The organism is Moraxella osloensis (assembly GCF_001553955.1).
In the GTDB taxonomy this organism is placed as follows: domain Bacteria; phylum Pseudomonadota; class Gammaproteobacteria; order Pseudomonadales; family Moraxellaceae; genus Faucicola; species Faucicola osloensis.
This window is the reverse complement of record NZ_CP014234.1, coordinates 334088-355593: the sequence shown is the minus strand read 5'-3', so window position 1 is coordinate 355593 and position 21506 is coordinate 334088. Positions and strand designations below refer to the sequence as shown.

General features: G+C 45.8%; 17 protein-coding genes. 5 read left to right on the top strand and 12 right to left on the bottom strand.

The features are described from left to right. Positions 1-7: 7 nt before the first annotated feature. Genes AXE82_RS01565 through AXE82_RS01555 form a run of 3 tightly spaced genes read right to left on the bottom strand, consistent with a single transcriptional unit; the run spans position 8 to position 5585 of the window. Positions 8-919, bottom strand: coding sequence for a pseudouridine synthase (locus AXE82_RS01565; RefSeq protein WP_062330564.1), 912 nt, complete (start codon positions 917-919; stop codon positions 8-10). A 57-nt stretch (positions 920-976) separates the two neighbouring features. Beyond that, positions 977-2566, bottom strand: a complete 1590-nt coding sequence (locus tag AXE82_RS01560; RefSeq protein WP_062330563.1) for a hypothetical protein — start codon at positions 2564-2566, stop codon at positions 977-979. 28 nt (positions 2567-2594) lie between these two features. Then, positions 2595-5585 (bottom strand): penicillin-binding protein 2, encoded by a 2991-nt coding sequence (locus tag AXE82_RS01555; RefSeq protein ID WP_062330562.1) that lies wholly within the window; start codon positions 5583-5585, stop codon positions 2595-2597. A 79-nt stretch (positions 5586-5664) separates the two neighbouring features. On the opposite strand from AXE82_RS01555, the gene AXE82_RS01550 reads away from it, so the two are divergent. Together AXE82_RS01550 and nadS are read left to right on the top strand one after the other, a co-directional pair. Then, positions 5665-6006: a type II toxin-antitoxin system RelE/ParE family toxin gene (locus AXE82_RS01550; RefSeq protein WP_373271468.1), complete on the top strand. Its 342-nt coding sequence runs from the start codon at positions 5665-5667 to the stop codon at positions 6004-6006. Further along, positions 5996-6277: a NadS family protein gene (gene nadS / locus AXE82_RS01545; RefSeq protein WP_062330561.1), complete on the top strand. Its 282-nt coding sequence runs from the start codon at positions 5996-5998 to the stop codon at positions 6275-6277. Before AXE82_RS01550 ends, nadS begins: the two co-directional genes overlap by 11 nt. A 51-nt stretch (positions 6278-6328) precedes the next feature. Here nadS and AXE82_RS01540 read toward each other — a convergent pair whose 3' ends face one another. The 7 genes from AXE82_RS01540 to AXE82_RS01510 form a co-directional block, all read right to left on the bottom strand. Further along, positions 6329-6577 carry a hypothetical protein gene (locus AXE82_RS01540; RefSeq protein ID WP_062330559.1) on the bottom strand — a complete coding sequence of 83 codons (249 nt, stop codon included), beginning with the start codon at positions 6575-6577 and terminating at the stop codon, positions 6329-6331. 9 nt (positions 6578-6586) lie between these two features. Next, entirely contained in the window at positions 6587-8818 is a 2232-nt protein-coding gene (locus tag AXE82_RS01535) for an FtsW/RodA/SpoVE family cell cycle protein (RefSeq protein WP_062330558.1), read from the bottom strand. Between the two features lie 51 nt (positions 8819-8869). Next, a complete protein-coding gene (locus tag AXE82_RS01530) occupies positions 8870-9724 on the bottom strand; it encodes an RDD family protein (protein ID WP_062330556.1) in 855 nt (284 codons plus the stop codon). 41 nt (positions 9725-9765) lie between these two features. Continuing rightward, entirely contained in the window at positions 9766-12291 is a 2526-nt protein-coding gene (locus AXE82_RS01525; RefSeq protein ID WP_062330554.1) for a hypothetical protein, read from the bottom strand. Positions 12292-12294: 3 nt separating this feature from the next. Continuing rightward, the gene (locus AXE82_RS01520; protein WP_062330552.1) at positions 12295-14391 is read right to left on the bottom strand and encodes a PP2C family serine/threonine-protein phosphatase; all 2097 of its coding nucleotides are present in this window, start codon (positions 14389-14391) and stop codon (positions 12295-12297) included. A 65-nt stretch (positions 14392-14456) separates the two neighbouring features. Beyond that, positions 14457-15239, bottom strand: a complete 783-nt coding sequence (locus AXE82_RS01515) for a vWA domain-containing protein (protein ID WP_062330550.1) — start codon at positions 15237-15239, stop codon at positions 14457-14459. A 283-nt stretch (positions 15240-15522) separates the two neighbouring features. Then, positions 15523-16719 carry an amino acid aminotransferase gene (locus tag AXE82_RS01510; RefSeq protein WP_062330548.1) on the bottom strand — a complete coding sequence of 399 codons (1197 nt, stop codon included), beginning with the start codon at positions 16717-16719 and terminating at the stop codon, positions 15523-15525. Positions 16720-17067: 348 nt separating this feature from the next. Here AXE82_RS01510 and AXE82_RS01505 point away from each other — a divergent pair, with 348 nt between their 5' ends. From AXE82_RS01505 to AXE82_RS11850, 3 genes are all read left to right on the top strand, one after another. Further along, a complete protein-coding gene (locus AXE82_RS01505; protein ID WP_062330545.1) occupies positions 17068-17637 on the top strand; it encodes a hypothetical protein in 570 nt (189 codons plus the stop codon). Between the two features lie 191 nt (positions 17638-17828). Then, positions 17829-19085, top strand: a complete 1257-nt coding sequence (locus tag AXE82_RS01500) for a putative DNA modification/repair radical SAM protein (RefSeq protein ID WP_062330543.1) — start codon at positions 17829-17831, stop codon at positions 19083-19085. A gap of 80 nt (positions 19086-19165) precedes the next feature. Continuing rightward, positions 19166-19990, top strand: a complete 825-nt coding sequence (locus AXE82_RS11850) for a TIGR03915 family putative DNA repair protein (RefSeq protein WP_065252117.1) — start codon at positions 19166-19168, stop codon at positions 19988-19990. An 11-nt stretch (positions 19991-20001) separates the two neighbouring features. On the opposite strand, the gene AXE82_RS01490 is transcribed toward AXE82_RS11850, so the two are convergent. Continuing rightward, positions 20002-20349 (bottom strand): DUF3147 family protein, encoded by a 348-nt coding sequence (locus AXE82_RS01490; protein WP_062330541.1) that lies wholly within the window; start codon positions 20347-20349, stop codon positions 20002-20004. A 20-nt stretch (positions 20350-20369) separates the two neighbouring features. Next, positions 20370-21428: an RluA family pseudouridine synthase gene (locus AXE82_RS01485; RefSeq protein ID WP_197931418.1), complete on the bottom strand. Its 1059-nt coding sequence runs from the start codon at positions 21426-21428 to the stop codon at positions 20370-20372. Positions 21429-21506 lie beyond the last annotated feature (78 nt).

Here is a 21506-nt window from a genome sequence, read left to right as displayed (position 1 = left end):
CAATCACTTAGATTTTTATCAGCCGTAGCTGACTATCAAAACGCCTTGCTTGCTGGGTAATAGGGTCAATAAACGCGATGGATTTTGCCAACAGTTGCAAAGGCTTCGTAAAATCGCTACTGCTTTGGGGCTTGACAGTATTAACAGTGGGATAAAAATTGTCATGTAACAGCGGCATACCTAAACTTGCCATATGCACCCGCAACTGGTGTTTTTTGCCCGTCACCGGGGTTAATCGGTATAAACTAAACGCCCCGTTATTTTTAATCAATTCAATCATAGTGTGCGCATTGGGCTCACCTGCCACCGTCTTGGTTAAAAAAAACGGCTCGCCACGCTCAAGTCTGGAATGGATGTGAATGGGATAACATAAATCGCTACGAGTCGGTGCTATGGCGTGGTAAGTTTTGTGTATGTGTCTATCGGCAAACAGCGCATGATAGTAAGCGCGGCTACTTGGATTGACCGATAATAACATCACGCCTGCCGTGTCCTTATCCAACCGATGCAAGGGTGAAATATCATTCACGGCTAACTGCTGTAAGTCTGGATGATTTCTTAATTTGGCTAGTAGGGTTTGGCTGACATAGTGACCTGACGGTGTAACGGGTAAAAAATGCGGTTTATCGACCACCAGCAGATGTTCATCCAAATGAAGAATGTTAGGCTCAAATGGAATGATAGGCTCATTTTCAACCTGCCTATAGTACAAGATGGTTTGCCCTGCCAAATAGGGCGAATCGTGTTTGAGCGGCTCACCATGCTCAAGGCTAATTAAACCGCTGTCAAATCGTCGTTGCCAGTTTGCCAAACTAATATGAGAAAAATGCGCTGCCAAATAATCGATAAGCCGCCCACCCATAAACGACTTATCATGGGGTAAATATAACTTACTGGGTTTTATGCCACGCTCTATCATATTAACTCTATCATCTTAAAAAACCACTTTATCGATGTCGTTTTACTTTACGCCTATTTATTGGGTTAACAACAGCTGCACAGTTATCGCATGATTAATGCTTAACACATCATTGGGCAGCAAAACATCATGTCGGTTGATGGGTTGACCGTTTCGGGTAATGTTGATATTGGGGTCAATCTCATCAATCAGCAGCTGTCCTTGAGATTCGACAATCGCAAAATACACGCCACTTGCAGGCTTTAGGTCATTGGCGGCAAATAGACGTAAGGCATGCGCGATTTGCGCCTCACGACTGGCAAACACAATCGGAAACTCGCGTACTTTTTGTTGGCGCTCCCCTAGCCCATCCACAGTTTTTATGGTCAAAACAATCTGCTGTAGATTTTGGTTCAACTGTGGCAGTTTGCTTTGCGCTTGGCGTGGCGCAGTACTAGCAGTACTAAAGGGCGGGCTTGCTACGATATGATGATTTGAGTTTGGCTGTGCCTGAGTCAGGAATTTAACACCCAGTTTAATCTCATTGCTAAATACCTCACCTTTTTGCAAGCGTGCGATATCAGTTGGCTTGGCTGGCACTTTGGCTTTTAACCCAAATTGCGCTTCGTCGGACAAAGTCACCCCAATTGTGGCAAGCTTGGGTTTTAATACTTCATAACCGTAAGATACCAAATCAATGGCATCATGCGGGGTATTAGTGGGTTCATGGGCATGATTAAAACTGCTAAATAACTGCTCCACCATCGCGGTTGTCAGTCCATCATTAGATTTTAAGGTGATTTGAGTGATCACTTGGGATTTATCCACCAATTGTTTCGCCGCTGCCATAATCGCATCGGTCAATAAATCTTGATACGGCTTGGCGGATGTTTGGATGTTTGGCAACACAGTGACCATCGGCTTGGGCGCAGCTGTTGGCGTTTGAATTGGCGCTTGCACCCTCGTAGGTTGTGGCTTATGTGGTGCAGGCTCAGTATTCACCATCGGCGGCTGCATCGGCGCAACTGCGGGTACTGGGTTGGGGTTTGAAGGCGGTATGGCTGATTGCTGGTTCGGCATGGTAACCTGTTGCACAGGCGTTTGATACGCTTGAGCAGGCTGCGGTTGTGGCGAAACAGGTTGGGTTGGATGCTGCGGCGCTACCGGTATCGGGGCTGAAGGCGCTGGTTGCCCGATAGGCTCAGGCAAGGTGATTGGTGCGCGTTCAGGGTAGAATCCCACCTCGGATTTTTCTTCAGCAAAACGTGGAATCAGTCGCCCTAACACACTTCTATATAGACTGGGGTTTTCGTCTTCGTCATCTAGCGCATAGCCGTCAAGCCGTTGAATCAGCAAAATGACCGAATTATCTGCTTGGCTGGCTATGTCGTCGTCATCCGCTGTTTGGGGGGTATGGGTTTTAATCGGCAAAATATGAATATCAGGCATGGTGTATTTGAGCGATTGGGTAAATTGTCGGTAGCTTTCTGCCATTTTCTTATTGGCAGTGATATCAAAACTCGTCGGCACGGAGAGCTGAACACTCACCCGTTGTAAGTCATCAATGGCGGTGGTGTATAGGCTAAAGAAAATTTCCATTTCATCAAACACATCGCTTGGGTGTTTGTCGTCAATGATAAACCGGTGATTGGTAGTGATGTAAGCCATAATTTACTCTTAATGGTTAACTTTTTTATTAATGGGTTTGTGTTTTTTTCACAGCTTGCGTAGTATCAGTGGCTGGACTAGCCACTAAATCCGCCAGCGGTTTGTCGTTGGTAGGATGGCTAATCGCTGAGCTTTGATACATCTGTTTGGCTAATATCATGCCTGCCTGTACCGCTCGGTTAATGCCATCGCGAGGGTCATCGACCAAGCCATTTTTAGTCCAGTTACGTTCAACCAATACCGCTACTGCTTTATCCCATTTGCCATTTTTATCTTTTAGCCCATAGACAAACCATTTATACGGACGAGCATAACACGCCACCGATGGCTGAGCTTTGCCTGCGCGAATGTCCGCATTGTTACACAGATTTGCCACCATACTGGCGGTGACATTCGGGGTATAAAAGCTGCGACCGTTTTGGCGGGTTGGGTAGTTAAAGCCGGGTGTGCCTGTTTTGCCCACTATCACGCCCTGTGTCCAGGCACAGCTACCAATCGCTTGGTTACAAGCAGCAAAAGCTGTGCCATTGCCGCCGCCCAAGCCTGTGCCTGCTAGCAGCGTACCTGATAATAAATTGAGCGCACCACGAGCGTCAGATTGGTTGATGCCCAGTGGCGTGGCGCCGAGTTGGCTGGTAGCTGTGGTCAATGTCTCTTGACTTTGGGCATCGCCTCGCCAGGCTTTAGGGCGCAGTGGAATTTGATTGACACCCCACAAATCCTCAATTAAATGCACGCCACGACGCTGGGTCGCGCCATTATCAGCAATCAGCAGATTGGCAAACATATCCGACACACCCAGTACCGAGGTTTTGGCATTACCTGCGCCAAACACTTGGTTCATGCTGGCATTGAGCATATCGCCCCCTTGACGACACGCCCCGTTCATACGTCCGCCATTGGCTTTGACACAGCTTGCCACTTGGCTTTCGGTAAATTGTAATTGCTTGGTGGTGTAATCTTGCTTGCCATCGGTGAGCAGTACGCCTGAAAAATAGCGGCTTTGTAGCATCGGGTCGCTATTATAGGCTTTACCAAACAATAAATCTTTAAACCCACAATTCACGCCCCCTTTATCGGCACAATTCACACTCCAGCCCATGTCATCACTGGCTTTTTTAAAGGCGGGCATACCTGGGCAAACGCCTTGTCGGTCACGTTGCAATGACATCGCACTGGTGGTACGGTGACAATATAAAAAGTTCGCCACTTTTTCGGTAGAGGAGCTTGCCATCACTTGTTTGAGATATTGCGCTTCAGGGGTTTGCATATTTTTAAACCGTGGATTGGCGCGTACCAGTGCCAATGCTTGTACGGTTTTAACGGTCGAACCTGGGTACACGGTTTGGTATAACGCATGGTTCATGAGGTTTTGCTTGCTCCAGTCTTTTTTCCACAGTATCGGGCAACCTGTGGGCTTAATCGTGGTATCGCCATTATCGACACGGTAGCAGTTGGAGTCAGCGCTAGCAAGGGCAAGCACGCCTTGGGTTTTGACATCAATCACCGCGATACCGATACTGCGTACCAAGGCGTTCTCATACATGCCATCCGCGACGTTTTGCAACGCAGGCGACAGCACGCTATTACAGTCCGCGGCATTGGGATTATTGGTAACACAATCGGCTACTTGCTGGGCGGTGGTCTGTACGGCGGGATCCAGGGTTAACGCCATGTTGTAGCCGATTTTGATATCTGAGCCATCGACATTGATACTATTGATTGGCGGTGCCGTGAGTTTTTGCCACCAGCTGCGTTGATCATTTTTTTGTTGGTAGCTTTGATAAGCGTCCAATAACTGGCGGTCAAAATACCTGGCGTGGATGTTGGACAATTCGCTATACATCAACCCTAGGTTGGTCGGCAAAGCAACCTCGGTTTTGCTGGTGGAGGCAATCCGTTTTGTCGGGTCTTGCGTGGGTTTGTCTTGGAGGGTTTGCAGCACGCCATTGGCTTGGTTCTGAATATCGTTTTTGGTTTTAGTAAAAGCATTGTTGGAGTCAGATGCTGGTGCATTGGGTAAAGTCGCCGCCCCTGTCAATGATTTCGCCAACAAGGATTTGACTGACACCGGAATCAATCTAGGGTTGTTACAAAGCTGGGTTAATGGGTCAACGTCACCTGTGTCAGTCATGGTATTGCTACGATTATCGACGTACAGGTAGCCTGTTTGATTGTCCGCCGTTTTGGCGGTTTTGATATACACACAGCCCGGCAGCCCATACCAAGGGTTGGTTTGGGTGAGCCAATTGGTTGGCATATGGGCGACATTGGGGTCGTTTTGATTGCGGCGATTGGGCTGTTGTTCTCGCCATTGTAGTTGCAACAATCGCTCCGGGCTAGCAAGCGTTTTTAGCGCAAAGGCTAACGCGTCTTCGTTGATATGTTGCTCACAGGCTTGTTGCCAAAGGCTGGCAGTTTGCAGTTGGTATTGGTTGGCTAGACGTTTTTGCTGATACAAGCTGAGCAGACTTTGATTGACGCGGTTGATACTGTCGGTAAAACGGGCTTGGTTTTTTGGCTGAGTTAAATCGCACGTTTTGGCAGGCGTGGCATTGACCGAACTTGATAGATTAGCGTTTGCACTTTGGGTATTAGTATTTTGGCTGTTGGCTTGGTTGACCACATCCGCCATACCCAGGTTATCGACGACAAGTGACACGGCGTTTTCGTTCGCCTCTGCATTGTAGGTGGTATTTGAGGCGGTTAAGGGCGAGAGATACCACGCCACCCAGCCGATAAGACCGACAACAAACACCACCAAAATCACTTGTAAGTTGGTCAAAATGGTTTTGTAAAGCGCTTGAGAAACCCGAAAACTGGCAGGACGGCTGTCATCTTTAATTGTTTTGGCTTTTTTAGACGAGTTGCTAGGCATCGCAGTTTCGCGATCATCTAAGGCATTGATACTATCAGTCGGTGATGGATTGTCCAAATCTATGTTTTGGACAGTTTCTAACTTGCCACTGTTCATAGTTTCTTGACTGTTTTCGTCTTTCGGGGGTTGGTTTTCGGTCATTACCTTAATCCGTGTAAATCAATTATTGAAAATACTTCATTGAAGTATTAAAATACATTAACATATTTTTAGAAAAACCATGTTGCACTTTATTGAAACACCGCTTTTTACCAAGCAAATTAAAGATTTAACAGACGATGATAATTATCGAGATTTGCAAGAGGATTTAATAAAAAATCCCCAGCAAGGCGACCTAGTTCAAGGTACAGGCGGTGTTCGTAAAACTCGTTGGTCGTCATCATCTTCTACTGGTAAAAGCGGTGGTATGCGTATCATTTACTATTATATAGAGGAGTCGGGCAAGTTTTTTATGTTATTGGCTTACCCAAAATCAAAAAAAGTCACACTATCTGCCGCAGAAAAAGCAAATTTGCGTAAATTCACAAACGCTATCAAACAGGTACTACACAATGAGCAATGAATTTTATGATGATTTATCATTATCTCTTTCTCAAGCATTAAGCATTGCCAAAGGCGAAGCCGAGCCAAGCCGTGTTTTTAGTTATGAGTTGCCAGATATTAAGGCAATCCGAGCTAAAACAGGACTAACACAGGCACAATTCGCCGATAAGTTAAATATAAGTTCTCGCACGTTACAAAATTGGGAGCAAGGTACAAGACACCCTACAGGGGCAACGATTACGCTCATGCGGCTTTTGGAAAAAAAGCCAGAACTGATTACGTTAGCTTAATTAAATTTATCAAAATAACTTTCGTCAATTTCAAAGGATGATGTTATTTTTTCAATTACAGCAATCTTGTTTCGTAACATATGTTTTTGGTGCTTCAATTACCCCATCTACTCCACCATCACCGACTTGACCGTTATGGAAAATTTCGACTTCACCGCCACGTGCTTTAGCGACACTTTTAATTAAATCTATGGCAAATTTTTCAAAGGCAGTTGGGTGCGGTTGTTTTAATTTAAGCAATAATTCAACATCAAGATTTTGGTTTTTATTGTGCAATAAATCTTGTTGAGGTATAGCCACAAAGTTCCCCTATTCCCTAATCATCAACTTCGGCTGAAACAGCGCCAAACTGAGCATAATACTATTGAGCCATAAATTACTGGTGCCATAACTTAAAAAAGGCAACGTCACCCCCGTGAGCGGTAAAATTCCCAAATTCCCCGAAATGGTGACAAGTGCCTGAAACACCGTAATCACCACCCACAGCAAAATCACCCACGCCAGCAAAAAATAACCGCCCGATAACAGCCGTGATTTCATCTGCTCACTGGCAAACGCCATCTGCTGACGGGCAATGAGCGCAAGCCAAGCAAAATACACCATCATCAGCCCCACACTGGCCCCGATACCCACCACTGCCATCACCGAGGTAATGGTATAGTCACTTTGCATCTGTAGCGGTACGCCTTGACAGCCCGACAAATGGCTGTTTGTTAAGTGATAACCACACCACGGAATATCGCCAAACCCATAGCCAATCATCGGCACACTATCGCGAAACCAATGCAAAATCGCCATCTGATCGTTGCTCGCCACAAACGGATTGACCCACGCATTGACCCGCTCGGCAGTACGCGCATCAAATCCGCTTAAATTCACCAACACCATCATCAGCAAAAGCAAAATCGCGGTACTCGACAATACGCCCAAAATATAACCCCGCCCGCCCATTTGGAAAATCTTGTTAGATAGCGCCACGCCCACCAAAAAGGTAAACAAAAACAAAAATACCAGCATGGTGCCTTTTTCATTGGCAATACCCAGTGCGATAAATGGTAACACCACCGAAAAAGCAAGCAGCAGGGTCATTTTTTTGGAGCGAAAAAACAGATGATTAATCAAACCGCGTTGGTTAATCGCCAAAAACACGCCCAAAAACACCATCAGCCAAATCTTTGACAATTCAGCGACTTTCGCACTGTCACTGTGAATCAACACTGCCAAGCCCAGATAGCCCACCGCAAAGGCAAGTAGCCACACACGCGCTTTAGTCATCGCCGATTTGACATTGCCCCAGCTGCTGTGTAGTAAGTTATTGGCAATGAGAGTTTTAAGCCCCCAACTAACCAAACTGCTAATCGGGCGAGCCAGGCTAATAAACACAAAACACCAAAACAAATCTTTGAAATGATTGAGAAAAATATAACGCAGTGACAGATAACTACGGGTGCTTAAATCAAATAAAATCATCAAGCCAAAGGTGGCAAAGCCTACAAACAACGGATAAATCCACGCGGATGACAGCATGGTACGGTTGTCGGGGAATTTTTCCATCAACCGACGCATGGGTGAAAAAATCGTTAACACACTTAGTAGCACGCCGACGCAAAACAGCACGACCCCCACCATCATCGGCAATATCACTGTATGGCTAACACCTGCAATAACCAGTCCCCACACAGTGATGGCTATCGGTAACACTTCCAGCCAATGCTTACGCCGCGACAGCCATAGCAAGCCCCACGTTACCCACGACCAAACAAACACCTGAGTGAGCATCCCCAAATGCGTAGGCGTGCCAATTAACGGCAGTAAATTGTTCGCTTGCAGGGCTTTTTGTTGGTTGTTATTGGCGTCATAGATACTGGCGACATCGTTTGCCGATTGATTTAACAGTTTGGCAATGGCAGGCTGATTGCTAAACAGGCGATTGTAGGCAAAACGTCGATTGCCATCGGCAACCGCAAGCAATGACACCGCAAAATTGGCTTGGTCGGCGGGGGATAATTTATCGGTTTTTACCGCCATTAGCTTGTCTAAACTATCGAGTTGCCCGCTAGCATTAAGGTTTAGCCAGTCTTGGCGATTGCTGAGTTTATCGCCCCCCAAATTCACTTCGGTTTCATTTTCAACCAGCTCGGTTTGGCGTTGCTGTTTGCCTTGGGCTTGCCATGCGGCCGCTAAAGCTTGTTGGGTTTTGGCAAAATGTTGCTTTGCCTCACTGATTAATTGTGTGGGCTGACTGGCTTGGGGGCAGGCTTGAGTCATGCCATAGTTGCGGTCATTACGGTTGTCATACAGATTAGTAATGACATTGTCGCCACAATATTTGCTGAGCAGTTGCGGTTTGGCTATGCCTTCGGTATAGCTGGTGAGTTCGAGTTGATAACGCTGCAGTTTGGGCGAATGGGCATAATCTGCCAGTAAAAATGCGCCAATTAACAGGAGCCATACCACCGCCAAAATCATGATTTCGCTCAATGTTTGCGCTTTGGCGTTGGGTTTTTTGCTGGCTTTTGTACGACTCACTATGTTTAGCATGGGGTTTTCCAAATTGATTAACTTTTTTTATTGTTATCCCTGTTTAAAAAATTAATTGGGGTCATACAACACCACCGTGCGCGCGATTAAATCATGCAGCGTTTGTTTACGGGCGGTAAACCACATCAAAAAACCAAATGGCAGCAAAATCAGTTTGAGCGTTTCTCGAATCAGCGCATGGAAAAAATTAAGCCGTTGACCCTGCATACCAAACACCCACATACCCATAATCACCTTGCCCACCGTTGCTTGTCGTCCCAAACAGGTCAATAACGTCATATAAAACAAATAAAATCCATACGCTATCAAGGCAAGCGTTTGATCGCTAAACCCGCGAATGCCAAGCTGCGGTAAAATCTGCGGCAACAATAATTGATAAGCCAATCCCAATAATAAACTCACTAACGCTAAATCAAATAGATACGCCAATGCACGGCGCACAAAACCTGCATACAGCATGGTATAAGCAGGCTTACGAGTCTGCAGCGCGGTCGAAGGCAGTTGACTGACTGCAGGAGCGACATGATGATTTGCGTAGTCAGTGGGTTGTGCGGGTGGATTTGACGCCTGAGCAATATCAGGCTGTGCATAATTAGGCTGTTCATAATTAGGGTTAGGCTGGGCATAGATTGGTTGAGCAGGATGCTGCATGGGTTGACTCGCCTGAACAGATGGCATATCGGTCGGTTGATAATTGCCTGCAGATGGATTTGGCGTATAACTTTGCCAAGTAGAATGTTCGGGCTGGGTCACCTGAGAGGTCTGAGGCGCGTCATAGGCATTATAGGCACTTGGCGGCTGAGTATGATTATCAGATTGTTGCGCAAACTGACGACTGCCACAATTTGGGCACATAACCGCAGTTTTTGGTAATTTTTGACCACATTGTTGGCAGACAATAATCATAGATGTTTACTACCCTATTTTCATATTTTTAATTTGATAAACTAATTTGACGATCCAACCACCCAGTTGTAGGGCGGCAAGCACTCAGCGGGCACGGGATTTGCGCCGCTACTGTTTTGCTGGTCGATAATGGCTAATACTTTCTCGGCGATGGGTACCAATTCTGGATAGGTTTGCGGATAATTTAACATGTTTTGGCAACGTTTTTGTTGATTGTCCGTGGTATAAAACTGCGCCAATAAAGACCCCACTGCGCCTTTGTCATCACCCGCTTGCAGTGCCATTGCCGATGCCAATTCAATCATATAAGTATTGGGGTATTTGCTGCTATCACGCGGCGTTTGTAGCGCATAAAGCAAAAAAGATTTGCTATAAGGATAGTTATTTTTAAATAAATAATAAGCAAAATTGGCGACATATTCGCCTTGATTGGGGTTGTTTTTGACCGCTTGCGCTTGAAGATAAACGGCGGCTTTTGGGTCTTTTTTACGCCAGTAATAGCTTTTTGCCGCTTCATTGAGTTGTTTGGCAAGTGTTTTATTTATCGGCTGCTGTTTAAAATAGCCCATATCCGCGTTACGAAAGGCTTCAAGCGAGTATTGCTTTGTCGCATTGATATCTTGGCTATAGCCCAATTCTTGCAGCTGTTTGAGCGATGGCTCGGCAAACTCACCCACCTTGACTACGTTATCAAAAAACTCAGGGCTAATACCGAGCGTGTCTTGGTATAGCTTGGCTACGCTAGCTTGCGATGAGGAAGAAAAAAAGCCATTGTGCGCTTTAAGCGCTTGCGTCATAGTGGCTTTTGCAGTCGGCAGCGATTTGATGATGGCAGTGTAACTATTTGGGCTTTTGGGTTTTTTTTGTGGATTGTCATCGCTACTTGCCGCTTTGGTATAATCAGACTGATTGCTAGTGGCGGATTGTGATGTTGTGGGTGTTGAGGCGGATTTTAATGTTGATACGCCATAGCCACCGATTGCCACTAGGCCAGCAATTAGGGCAGCAATCATCGCTATCAGCCACCCTTTAGAGGGCTTTTTGACAGCTACCTCACCGGTGGCAGTGGTATGCGGTGGCGTAGTGGGTGTCGCATCTCGAGTATCAGTGTGATGCGCGGGTGCTGTCATCGCATCTGTCATCGTATCTAGCATTGTATCTGGCATCGCCATTGAATGAGTCGCCGCTGTTTGGGTGGCGTCGTCGACTGCATCCCCTGCACCGCCGACATTGATGGGTTGGCTCGCTGTGACTCTGTGACTGCTAGATTGAGTATTGAGCGATTGCTCAAGCCGACGATTGTTTGCCAATGTTTCCTCATCCATCAAACCGGTCAAACCTGCGCTTGGCTGCTGACTGGGGTGATTTGCGGCAGTGGACGCTACAGAAGCACGGGCAGGCGTGGTCTGCCAGACGCTGGTTGTCGCTGCAGCGCTGATTGCAGGTACAGGCGCGACGGGCGTGGTTAACGGGTTATTGGGTACAGTTAAAAACAGACAGCGATGACAGGGTTTACCGACAAAATGAATGTGGCTGGCATCATTGGGATAGTTTTCACACACTTTAAACTGGCGGTGTTGAACCAATCCGCGTAGATGGTTTTCCCACTCGGCGGCGCTTGGGCGATCCGTTGGATGGGTGGATAAAAACGCTTTATCAAACATCGCACGGGTTTGGTCATCCCAACACACATGAATGCTGTTTTTTAGCGGTGCAATCTCTGGCTGTGGCTGCAAGCCGTAAGCATATAGCCGCTCTTTGATAAATTGGTCGGTGTTGCGATGGGCGGCATTTTTTAATCGGTCTGACACAGGGATAAAATAAAATGGATGAATGCCATTGTTTAAAATTTTAAACAGCTCAATCGCCAGTACAAAACGGTCGTGTTTTTCATCCAACAAACCAATGTCTTTATGTTCATGATACTCAGGACTGGTCATTTCAGGAGATATGACAGGACTGGGATAAACGCTGCCATCACTGGCAGTAATACGATAGCTATCACAGTCGATAAACCCAACGATAAAGCCTTTATAATCATCATCCATCCCCGTGCTTGGCTCTGGCATCAGGCGCATATTGGCTTCTTTAAAATCAATAAAAGCATGCCCATGACCATGTAAATCCGCCATCAAGGCGCTAATATTGGCACACAGCTGCACACGATAATTGAGACTCTGCTGATACGCGGTCAGTTTTGCTGCTTCTCTTGGGTACATAAAAGGATTGAGCGATAACGACCTATCAAAATCCAGCTCTGGCATGGCATAGCCAATGAGCTCATCATGCTCGCCGACAATCAGATGTCTCACCCAAGCAAACTGGGTATACCCTACCCCATTAATCACTTCATAAATATGCTCAGGCGGGCGCGCCATCATGGCTTGTAGTTTGGCAAGGCTAGGGTTTTTGGGATCGGTGGGGTTTTTAAAGATTTTTGCCACCAAATTGCCCGTACCTAACAGATTACCGAGACGGTAGACAATGCCCATACCGCCAGAGCCGATCTCATGAGAGATAGGCAAATCAATGGTGATACGCTGATTGTTTGCAATTAAATACGGCATGGACTATCTCTTGAGATGGGCAGATGAGGTGGGTAAAGCGGCTAACTCAGTGCTAGCAGCGGCACTCATATGATTTACTGGCTCAGTAACACCCAAATAGTATAGCTGTATTTGCTGATTGCCGCTAGAATCGCTGACCGTGCTAGCAGGCAAACCCGTACCCGTAACCGATGAGGCGGTAGCTGCGGTATTGGTGGTAGAGCTAGTTAAAATTTCTGCTAACCCTTTATCGAGCGTCAGACTATCCAAGATTTCCGTCTGTTTGCTTAACCCCGCTATTTGGCTCGTCATCGATTTGATAGGCAAGCTAATTTGGCAGTTATAGTAATGCATGGTGGGCTGGATGGTGACCCCTAAACTTATCAAATCATGGGTATCGGTAACTGGCAAGCAGCTTGCTTTAGCGGCAAGTTTGACAGCATGATTGTTAAATTGTGAGTCGGTCAAAGTAGCTCCCAAAGTAGCGTCGGTATGTTGGTTTTGCAAAGCGGTACTCGCAGCGCCACTGGAAACTCTGGCAACCGTTGGGTTTTTATTAGCGACCACCGTGGTAACAGTGGCGGATAATAAGGGCTGATTCACCCTATTTTTGTTTTCGTTTTTATTGTCGTTTTTAGTTTTAGCGCTGCTTGTTTGTTTGGATTTGTGCTCGATGACATTGATAGACTCACCTTGCGGGCTGGCTACTATCACTTTTAGGATGGGATCATCGATGGGATTGCCACTATCGGTAACCGCTGCGACTTTGCTCAAGTCAATGGCATAGGAATCACCCAGTGCGTGCGCGGTCAGTGGGGGCGTTATAGCCGAGGTGGGCGTTGTGCTCGCCACCGATGCCGCAGTATTGGCATTGTTGACAGTTTGCGTCGGCAGCAATCGCTCTTTATTTATCCAGCCTAATATACCTGTACCAATGAGCATCGCGGCGCCAGCCATCATAGCGGTATTACGCCGCTGTCTGGTTGAGTCACTGACGGACTGCGAAGGGGGCAACACCTGCGACGTTGTGGCAGCTGAAGTTGCAGGGTCAGTTACAACATTGGCGTGCGGATTTGGGTTAGGCGCTATGTTATTGATGTTATTAAAGTCTATATCATCAGGCGTGCTGGTGGGATGGGGGTTTTTATGATTGACAGCATCGGCATGCCAAACCGTGGGGTTGTTTGGTGCATTCGCTATAGTGTCATTTTCTAGGGTGTCATTTTGCCCCTCAACCATCGGTTCAAGGTTTTGATAATGCTGTTGATTTTTTAGTAATACCACCAAGGATTTATCATCACCGGTTAATCGATAGGTCGCAGGGTTGCCAAGCGCCTGTTCAATAATCGCGCTGCCCTGCTGTGAGCTTTGACTTTGGGTTAAATTAAATAGCAAGTTGCCAAAAAAAGGGCGGTAAATTTTGGGCGTAACACTTGCGCCTTCAAATACCAAGTCCGCACAGCCATCTGACATCAGTGCAAGGCAATCCACTTGCGATAAATCAATTGCCTCAACCCGTAAGAAGGATTGCCAATTGTCTTGGGTGATAAAATGCGTCTCATTGATGTATTCATTCTTGCTATCATCCCCGTACACTTGCAAGTTGGTGAAATAATCAATGTGAGGATGGCGGACAACAAATTGGCTGGTGATAAGAGGACTATCACCGATTTGCACCAATATGGCTTGATGATTAGCATGGATGAGTAGCCCAGTAAAGGTGGTGTGATAATCTCTTAGGCTCGATTCAGCGGGCAGCTGTGACTGCAGGTCGAGGCGTATTTGTGATAATTGCTCGATAATTTGCTGTTTGACTTGCACCAAATCAACCGCAATACCCCTGTGACTGACACTGCGACTAACACTGAGACCGACACCGAGACTAAGCAGCATTTTTCCAATCGATTGACTAAAAAACGCTGCCCCTGCTTGGCTAAATTTTGCCGAGCCCGCCCCATCACATACCACAGCGACCAAACCGTCTTGGGTTTTTTGCAAATAGATACTGTCTTGATTGGGCAGGTTGCTGTCGATATGGGATTTACCAATACTGGATGCGCCATACACTTGCCAAGATGGTTGGACTGATGATTGCGCGAACAAATCCGTGGTTTGGTTCATCATTATCCCCAATTTTTTTTAGGTTCTTTTATTGTCATGAGCACTGAAGGTGATTGTCTTTACCATCAACTTTGAATGGTCGCCCACGGTGAGATGCTCCCTAATTGCACGGTTTCCCCAGGCGCAGATTGTGACACGGTTTTAAGACTCGCGGACAACCACACAAAAAATTCGACAAATTTAACGGAGTTGAGATGCACGGGCGGGGTTAAAATCGACAGCTGTTTGAGCATCTTAATTTCTTGCACGCCCGCATCAATGGCAATCGGATAAATAATACATTGATTATTTTGCTCGGCTTGGTGACATTGATTGATAGCCGCCTGCCACACATCTTGGCTATCGGTGGGCAGACCATCCGTCATGGCAATAACCCAAGGACGAGTATAATTGATACCGTTGTCGCGTAGATTGATACGCTCTTGCTCAATCAAATTGAGCGCAAGTAACATACCTTGCCCGAGCGGCGTCATGCCATTTTCACGAAATTTAATGGGGAAAAAATCAATCGCATCTGTCCAATCCATCATCAGCTCTGCAGTGTCATTGACCCCGCCCACGATGACAATGGCTAAACGCACACGGTTGCGGGCTGTTTCGTCTTTCATCAAATCATGATAAAACGCTTCAATCCCTTCATTAAGCATATCGATACGGCGTTTGTCGCCATTGCCTGAGCGTATCGCCATTGAGCCTGACAAATCCAACACCAAAACGCACAGGGTACGCTGGGCAACGTTATTGCCGTAGTCGATTTCACGAAACTGGGGGGTGATGGCTTGCGGGATGGATGGCGGCGTAGAATCAGTTGAGGTTTGAAAATTGGGTATGGGGTTGTGGGCGACCATAAAGATATCCTATTTTTATTAAAATTATTGTAATCGGTATCTCAGCAAAAGCCGATACCAAAAGCAAGGTTTTTTGTGGCGATTTAATTAACAACAGTCAAAAATATTTCTACAATCTTACCAAAACGGGCTTAAACATTCCCCCGCCCCGTTAATCATAAGTCATACACCATCACTTATAAATTGTAAGTCATAAAAAACCCCTAACACGCGGTTAAGGGTTTTGATTGTTTAATTATCTTAGTTTTTTAACAGGCTTATTTAATAAGCGCATTTAATACGCTTAGTCTTTTAACACTTCTGCCATGGCATTGGCTACATAGTCGATATTGCTAGCGTTTAGACCGGCAACCGAGATACGACCATTAGCGACCATATAGATACCAAAATCTTTGATAATGCGCGCTACTTGCTCAGGGGTGAGACCGGTATAGCTAAACATACCGTTTTGCTTGGTGATATATTCAAAACTGCGACCGGGTAATTTGGCTTCTAAACTGTCACGCAGTTTTTGGCGCATGTCTTTGATACGATCGCGCATCACATACACTTCTTGTACCCATTCATTGAATAACGCGTCGTCATTCATCACGATATCAACCACGTGACCGCCGTGTGAAGGTGGGCTTGAGTAAATGCGGCGGATATTGAACTGCAATTGACCTTGTACCGCTTTGGCTTGTGCTTCGTCTTTACACACCACAGATAAACCGCCAACGCGTTCACCATACAGTGATAGATTTTTTGAGAATGAGTTACTGACAAAGAACAACAAACCCATGTCCACTGCTTTGCGAATCGCATAGACATCTGCATCCATGTCTTCACCAAAGCCTTGATAAGCAATATCCATAAAGGCAAGCAAGTTTTTCGCTTTCACCACTTCAAGCACTTTATCCCATTGCGCTTGGGTCAAGTCAACGCCCGTTGGATTATGACAACAGGGATGCAGCAACACCACATCATGGGCTTGCAAGGTGTTTAAAAAGGCAATCAGCTCATCGAATTTGATGCCATTGGTCGCTGCATCATAGTAGGGATATTTGCCCACCGCAAAACCAGACCCTTCAAAGATACCAATATGGTTCGCCCATGTTGGGTCAGACACATAGCATTTGGCTTGTGGAAACCAAGCATGAATAAAATCAGCCCCGACTTTGAGCGCGCCTGAACCACCGATGGTCGCTGTGGTTGCTACACGCTTGTCTTTTAATACTTGTGCATCTTTACCAAACAATAGGTTTTGGCAAGCCGCGCGATAACCTGGCAGACCGTCCATTGGCAGATAGGGACGTGGTTTTGGTGGATTAGCGATTTGTGCTTCAGCTTTTTGCACACAGTTGAGGACGGGTAATTTACCGTCATTATCAAAATAGACACCCACACCCAAATTCACTTTGTCGGCACGTGGGTCTTGTTTATGCTTGTCCATCAATCCCAAAATCGGGTCACCTGCATACGGTTCTACATGTGAAAACATGAATAGCTCCTACATTTAATTGATAAGTTTGACTGCTAAAAAATTTACGCTAACGTGGCATTGCCCAAATATTCAATGTCAACGGATAAGGATAAACCTTGTAATCCAATAAAACAACCGTCACGCCTATTTTTTTGCTGGTCTAAGCGCTTTACCTGACAAAGTTTTAAGCCTATCAAAGTGTCGCATTTGATGAGTTAACCTACCCATGTAGTTACATTTTTTCACAGCAGTTATCGCATAAATTGCAAATTTTGCCTGTTATTTACATTTATAACTTATCTTTCTATCAACAATATGCGCATAATAATTTCATCAATTCCGTGTGTATTTTTGAGGAAACACAACATGATGATGACCGCTATAAAAAAATCCCAAATCGTTGCCGCGACAGTTGCGGTGATTGCCATGAGTGCCATGGCAACCCCCAGTCATGCGCACACCGTTAAAGCCGCCGCTAAGAAAACGACAACGGTAACCACGACGCGCGTGGCGCCAAAAACCACAACGATTGTCAATCAACATAGCGATGGCACGAGCGATACGGTGATGGTTCGCCCCAATGAATTTACCATCGTTGACGGTATGCCATTTTACCCGACACAAATTGTCACCACGCCCACCTATCGCACTGTCTCTACCTCTACGCCTGTCGTCACTACCACAGCCCCTGTGATAACAACAGCGCCTATTACCACACTGCCTAGTACGACCGTAGTATCAACATCGAATGTCAATACCACCACCCCAGTGACGGTACAAACAGGCTCAGGCGCGACAGTAACCGTGTCAAAACCTGCCACGGTTGTTTCTACTACTACGACAACCCCCGTATTACTACCGGCCTCAACGCCCGCGGTAGCAACAATGACCACCATGCCTGTCACGACTGCACCGGCTATTATTGTTAATCCGTAATTCGTAATTCGTAATTCATAGACACTAATTCGTTAATCTACCAAAAGCAAGACGTCACACGTTGTCGTCTTGCTTTTTTTTGACCGTATTTCTAGCCGCTGATAAGGTAAAATAGCCATCTTAAGTTTAATTTTGCAACCTATTTTTTATGTTTTTATCTGCTGATATATAAGATATGCAAGGTTTATGCGATGAATTATGAAAGATTGCAAGACAAATTATCCATCTTAGCCGATGCTGCCAAATATGATGTTTCCTGTTCATCAAGTGGCAGCAAACGTGACAATCATAACAAAGGACTCGGCACAGCTAACTCAGGTATTTGCCATAGCTATACCGAAGATGGCCGCTGTGTTTCCTTATTAAAAATATTGTTTACCAATCATTGTATCTACGATTGCGCGTATTGCACCTCAAGGCGCAGTCACGATACGCCGCGCGCAGCATTTACTGTCGAGGAAGTGGTTGATTTGACCATGCAGTTTTATCGGCGCAACTATATTGAAGGCTTGTTTTTAAGCTCAGGGATTTTTAAATCGCCCGACTATACCATGGAGCGATTGGTTCGTGTCGCCAAAACCTTGCGCCTTGCGCACAAATTCAATGGCTATATTCATCTAAAAACCATTCCGGGTGCGTCTGCTGAGTTGATGCAGGAAGCAGGATTGTATGCCGATCGCTTAAGCGTCAATATGGAAATCCCCACCAAATCAGGCTTGGCATTGCTCGCACCTGAAAAAAACCATGACGATATGAAAGCGCCAATGAAAGTGGTGCAAGAACAAATCGTGGTGTTTAAAGATAGTAAAAAACAACACAAACATACCCCAAAATTTACCCCAGCGGGTCAAAGTACCCAGCTGATTGTGGGCGCAGCGCAAGAGACCGATTTACAAATCATCCGTTTATCGAGCCATTTTTATCAAGAATATGACCTAAAACGGGTGTACTATTCAGGGTATGTGCCTATGCTCAGTGACAATCGCTTGCCCGCTATGGGCACCCCTGTGCCGATGGTGCGAGAAAATCGCTTGTACCAAGCGGATTGGCTCATGCGTTTTTATGGATTTGAAGCAGAAGAAATTCTACCCGATGACCATCCGTTCTTGGATTTGGACTGTGACCCCAAATTGGCTTGGGCGATTCGTAATAAGTCACATTTCCCCGTTAATATTCAGACCGCGCCCTACAAAATGATTGTGCGTATTCCTGGTATTGGCACCCGAACCGCCAAAAAAATTGTTCAGGCACGAAAATTTTCGACTTTGACACTCGATCATCTCAAGCAAATGGGCGCTGCCGTAAACCGCGCCAAATACTTTATCGCACTCAAAGGTCGCAATGAGCATTTAAGTCATTTAACGCAGGATAATTTTCGCGATTATGTGCTGGCGCAGACCCAAACCAAATTCAAAGCCGAGCGGCATGGTCAATTGGCGTTGTTTTAGCATTATTGTTTTAAACTTAGTTTTTTAAAATCAATCTTTTAAAATTAAGGTTTTAAAGTCCACTGTGCAAAAGGTCAATTATGGATTTAGTGACGGCTGAGACCCCCATTTTAATCTTTGATGGCAGCTTTGAAGGGTGGCTCACGTGTGTGTTCACCATCTATGAGAACGGTTGGCAGCACACCCCGATTGTGACCATTCAAGCTGAGCATGAAGTGGTGCCCAATTTTTGGCAAGCCACTGTCACCGTCGCAACCGATGAAGCCAAAACCTTACGGGTGAGTGATAAATTAGCGCGCGTCTTTGGCAAATTTGGCAAAAACGGTATGCGACAACTGCTATGGGGCTTTTTGTCAGAATCGCCTACGGTGTATAGTCATCTGTTTGGGGTGGTACGGTTTCAATTGTCTAATCCCAACCTTGATGTGTGGGAGAATTATACCCATGCGGATGTGATGGCAGTGAGCAAGCTTATCAAAATGGTCGGGCGTGAGCGCCACCGTATGCAGGCGTTTGTGCGATTTGAACAAATGCAAATGCCACACACCGACAAATCGGTATATTTTGCGCGTGTTGAGCCAGATTTTAATGTATTACCCATTTTGCATCAGCATTTTAAAGAACGCTATGCCGATCAGACTTGGGCGATTTATGATGTCAAACGCGGGTTTGGTATTTATTACGCTCACGATGATCCCAGCGAACAAGTCCATATCATCTGCGATGTAGATGATGAAGCACTACTGCATCCACAGCAGTTTTATAGCAAGGCAGAACAACAATACCAAACGCTTTGGCAAAAATATTTTACCCACGTGACCATCAAAGAGCGGCTAAATCGCAAGCTACATATTCAGTATTTGCCAAAACGCTATTGGAAATATTTAACGGAAAAAATGGTCTAATTTTGGCTTTTCTACAATAATTGAATACCAAAGTTGCTTAGTAGTCTGGCCAATAACCAAAAGATCATAACCGTCACTACGATACAAATGCCCAAATCCGCCCAAAAACCAACTTTTGGCAGCAAATATGGAAAAATTAAAAACATCGGCAAGGTGGGTATCACATACCAAAATGTGTAATAGGCGTGATTGGCGATTTTTTCGGTGGATTGATGTTCAAGATACAGCCAAACCAAGGTCAAAATCGTCACCAATGGCAACGCGGCTATAAATCCTCCTAGCTTGTCACTGCGTTTTGCAAACTCTGAAACCAATACCACCATTAATGCAGTGATGGCATATTTAAACCAGATATTCATGTGATATATCTACCATGTCTTTATATTGACTGTAAATGTTCAAGTAGCTGTTGCATATCATCGGGTAATGGCGCTTGCACTTTAATAGGCTCGCCTGTTTTTGGATGGATAAAGCCAAGCTCATACGCATGCAGCGCCTGACGCTGGAACTGTTGTACGACATGTTTTTGGTCGTCATCCAAGGTTTTTAACAATATCACATTTTTACGAGCAGCACCATATAGCGGATCTCCGAGCAATGGAAAACCCAAATTTGATAAGTGTACACGGATTTGGTGGGTGCGCCCTGTTTCCAGTCGGACGCTGACCAATGAGACAGCCTCGCTTATCGCTGTGATTTTCTCAAGATGGGTGACAGCGGGTTTGCCACTACCCACCACCGCCATTTTGGTGCGCTGGGTCGGATGGCGACCAATGGGTGCATCAATGGTGCGATGGCGGGCAAGCTCAGCCGCCGACGCCAACACAATCGCTTGATAAAGCCGGTACACGGATTTGTCTTTAAGCTGATTAATTAGATGCAGCTGGCTTTGACTGTCTTTTGCAATCACCATTAAACCCGATGTTTCTTTATCGATTCGATGTACCAATCCTGCTCTAGGTAGCGTGCGGCTGTCAGGATAATGAAAAAGTAGCGCGTTGACTAGCGTACCCGACCCATTGCCTGCGCCAGGATGGACGACCAAACCTACTGGCTTATTGATGACTAGCACCGCCTCATCTTCATACAAGATATCAAGTGGGATATTCTCGGGCAAATCTTGTTGTTGAGCGGTCAAACTCGCTTTAAGCATCAGCACATCGTTGGGCTTAAGGCGATATTTGGGTTTTTGCGCTGCGCCGTTTACGGTTAGTTCGCCTGACTCAAGCCAATTTTTGATTTGCTCACGCGAATAATCGCTAAACACCAAGGCAGCAATTTTATCAATGCGCTCGCCTATTTGCTCAGAGTTGACTGTATAATCTTGGACAATGTGATGACTGCCAGCGTCGTGGGTCTGCAGATCCTGATGGCTTGGGTGTGGTTGTGACAGATTTTCCCATTCTTCTTCGAGTTGATTGGTATTGTTTTGAGTCATAGATTCCGTCATAGATTCAATGTTTGATTCGATTGGATTTGAGTTGATCGGATGTGAGGCGATTGGCGTGGTCATAAA

What these genes read in the sequence shown, in the direction of transcription:
- AXE82_RS01500 (WP_062330543.1), top strand. Translation starts at nt 17,829, where the DNA reads ATGAATTATGAAAGATTGCAAGACAAATTATCCATCTTAGCCGATGCT.
- AXE82_RS11850 (WP_065252117.1), top strand. Translation starts at nt 19,166, where the DNA reads ATGGATTTAGTGACGGCTGAGACCCCCATTTTAATCTTTGATGGCAGC.
- AXE82_RS01515 (WP_062330550.1), bottom strand. Translation starts at nt 15,239, where the DNA reads ATGGTCGCCCACAACCCCATACCCAATTTTCAAACCTCAACTGATTCT.
- AXE82_RS01520 (WP_062330552.1), bottom strand. Translation starts at nt 14,391, where the DNA reads ATGAACCAAACCACGGATTTGTTCGCGCAATCATCAGTCCAACCATCT.
- nadS (WP_062330561.1), top strand. Translation starts at nt 5,996, where the DNA reads ATGAGCAATGAATTTTATGATGATTTATCATTATCTCTTTCTCAAGCA.
- AXE82_RS01485 (WP_197931418.1), bottom strand. Translation starts at nt 21,428, where the DNA reads ATGACTCAAAACAATACCAATCAACTCGAAGAAGAATGGGAAAATCTG.
- AXE82_RS01565 (WP_062330564.1), bottom strand. Translation starts at nt 919, where the DNA reads ATGATAGAGCGTGGCATAAAACCCAGTAAGTTATATTTACCCCATGAT.
- AXE82_RS01550 (WP_373271468.1), top strand. Translation starts at nt 5,665, where the DNA reads ATGTTGCACTTTATTGAAACACCGCTTTTTACCAAGCAAATTAAAGAT.
- AXE82_RS01490 (WP_062330541.1), bottom strand. Translation starts at nt 20,349, where the DNA reads ATGAATATCTGGTTTAAATATGCCATCACTGCATTAATGGTGGTATTG.
- AXE82_RS01530 (WP_062330556.1), bottom strand. Translation starts at nt 9,724, where the DNA reads ATGATTATTGTCTGCCAACAATGTGGTCAAAAATTACCAAAAACTGCG.
- AXE82_RS01560 (WP_062330563.1), bottom strand. Translation starts at nt 2,566, where the DNA reads ATGGCTTACATCACTACCAATCACCGGTTTATCATTGACGACAAACAC.
- AXE82_RS01555 (WP_062330562.1), bottom strand. Translation starts at nt 5,585, where the DNA reads ATGACCGAAAACCAACCCCCGAAAGACGAAAACAGTCAAGAAACTATG.
- AXE82_RS01525 (WP_062330554.1), bottom strand. Translation starts at nt 12,291, where the DNA reads ATGCCGTATTTAATTGCAAACAATCAGCGTATCACCATTGATTTGCCT.
- AXE82_RS01510 (WP_062330548.1), bottom strand. Translation starts at nt 16,719, where the DNA reads ATGTTTTCACATGTAGAACCGTATGCAGGTGACCCGATTTTGGGATTG.
- AXE82_RS01505 (WP_062330545.1), top strand. Translation starts at nt 17,068, where the DNA reads ATGATGATGACCGCTATAAAAAAATCCCAAATCGTTGCCGCGACAGTT.
- AXE82_RS01535 (WP_062330558.1), bottom strand. Translation starts at nt 8,818, where the DNA reads ATGCTAAACATAGTGAGTCGTACAAAAGCCAGCAAAAAACCCAACGCC.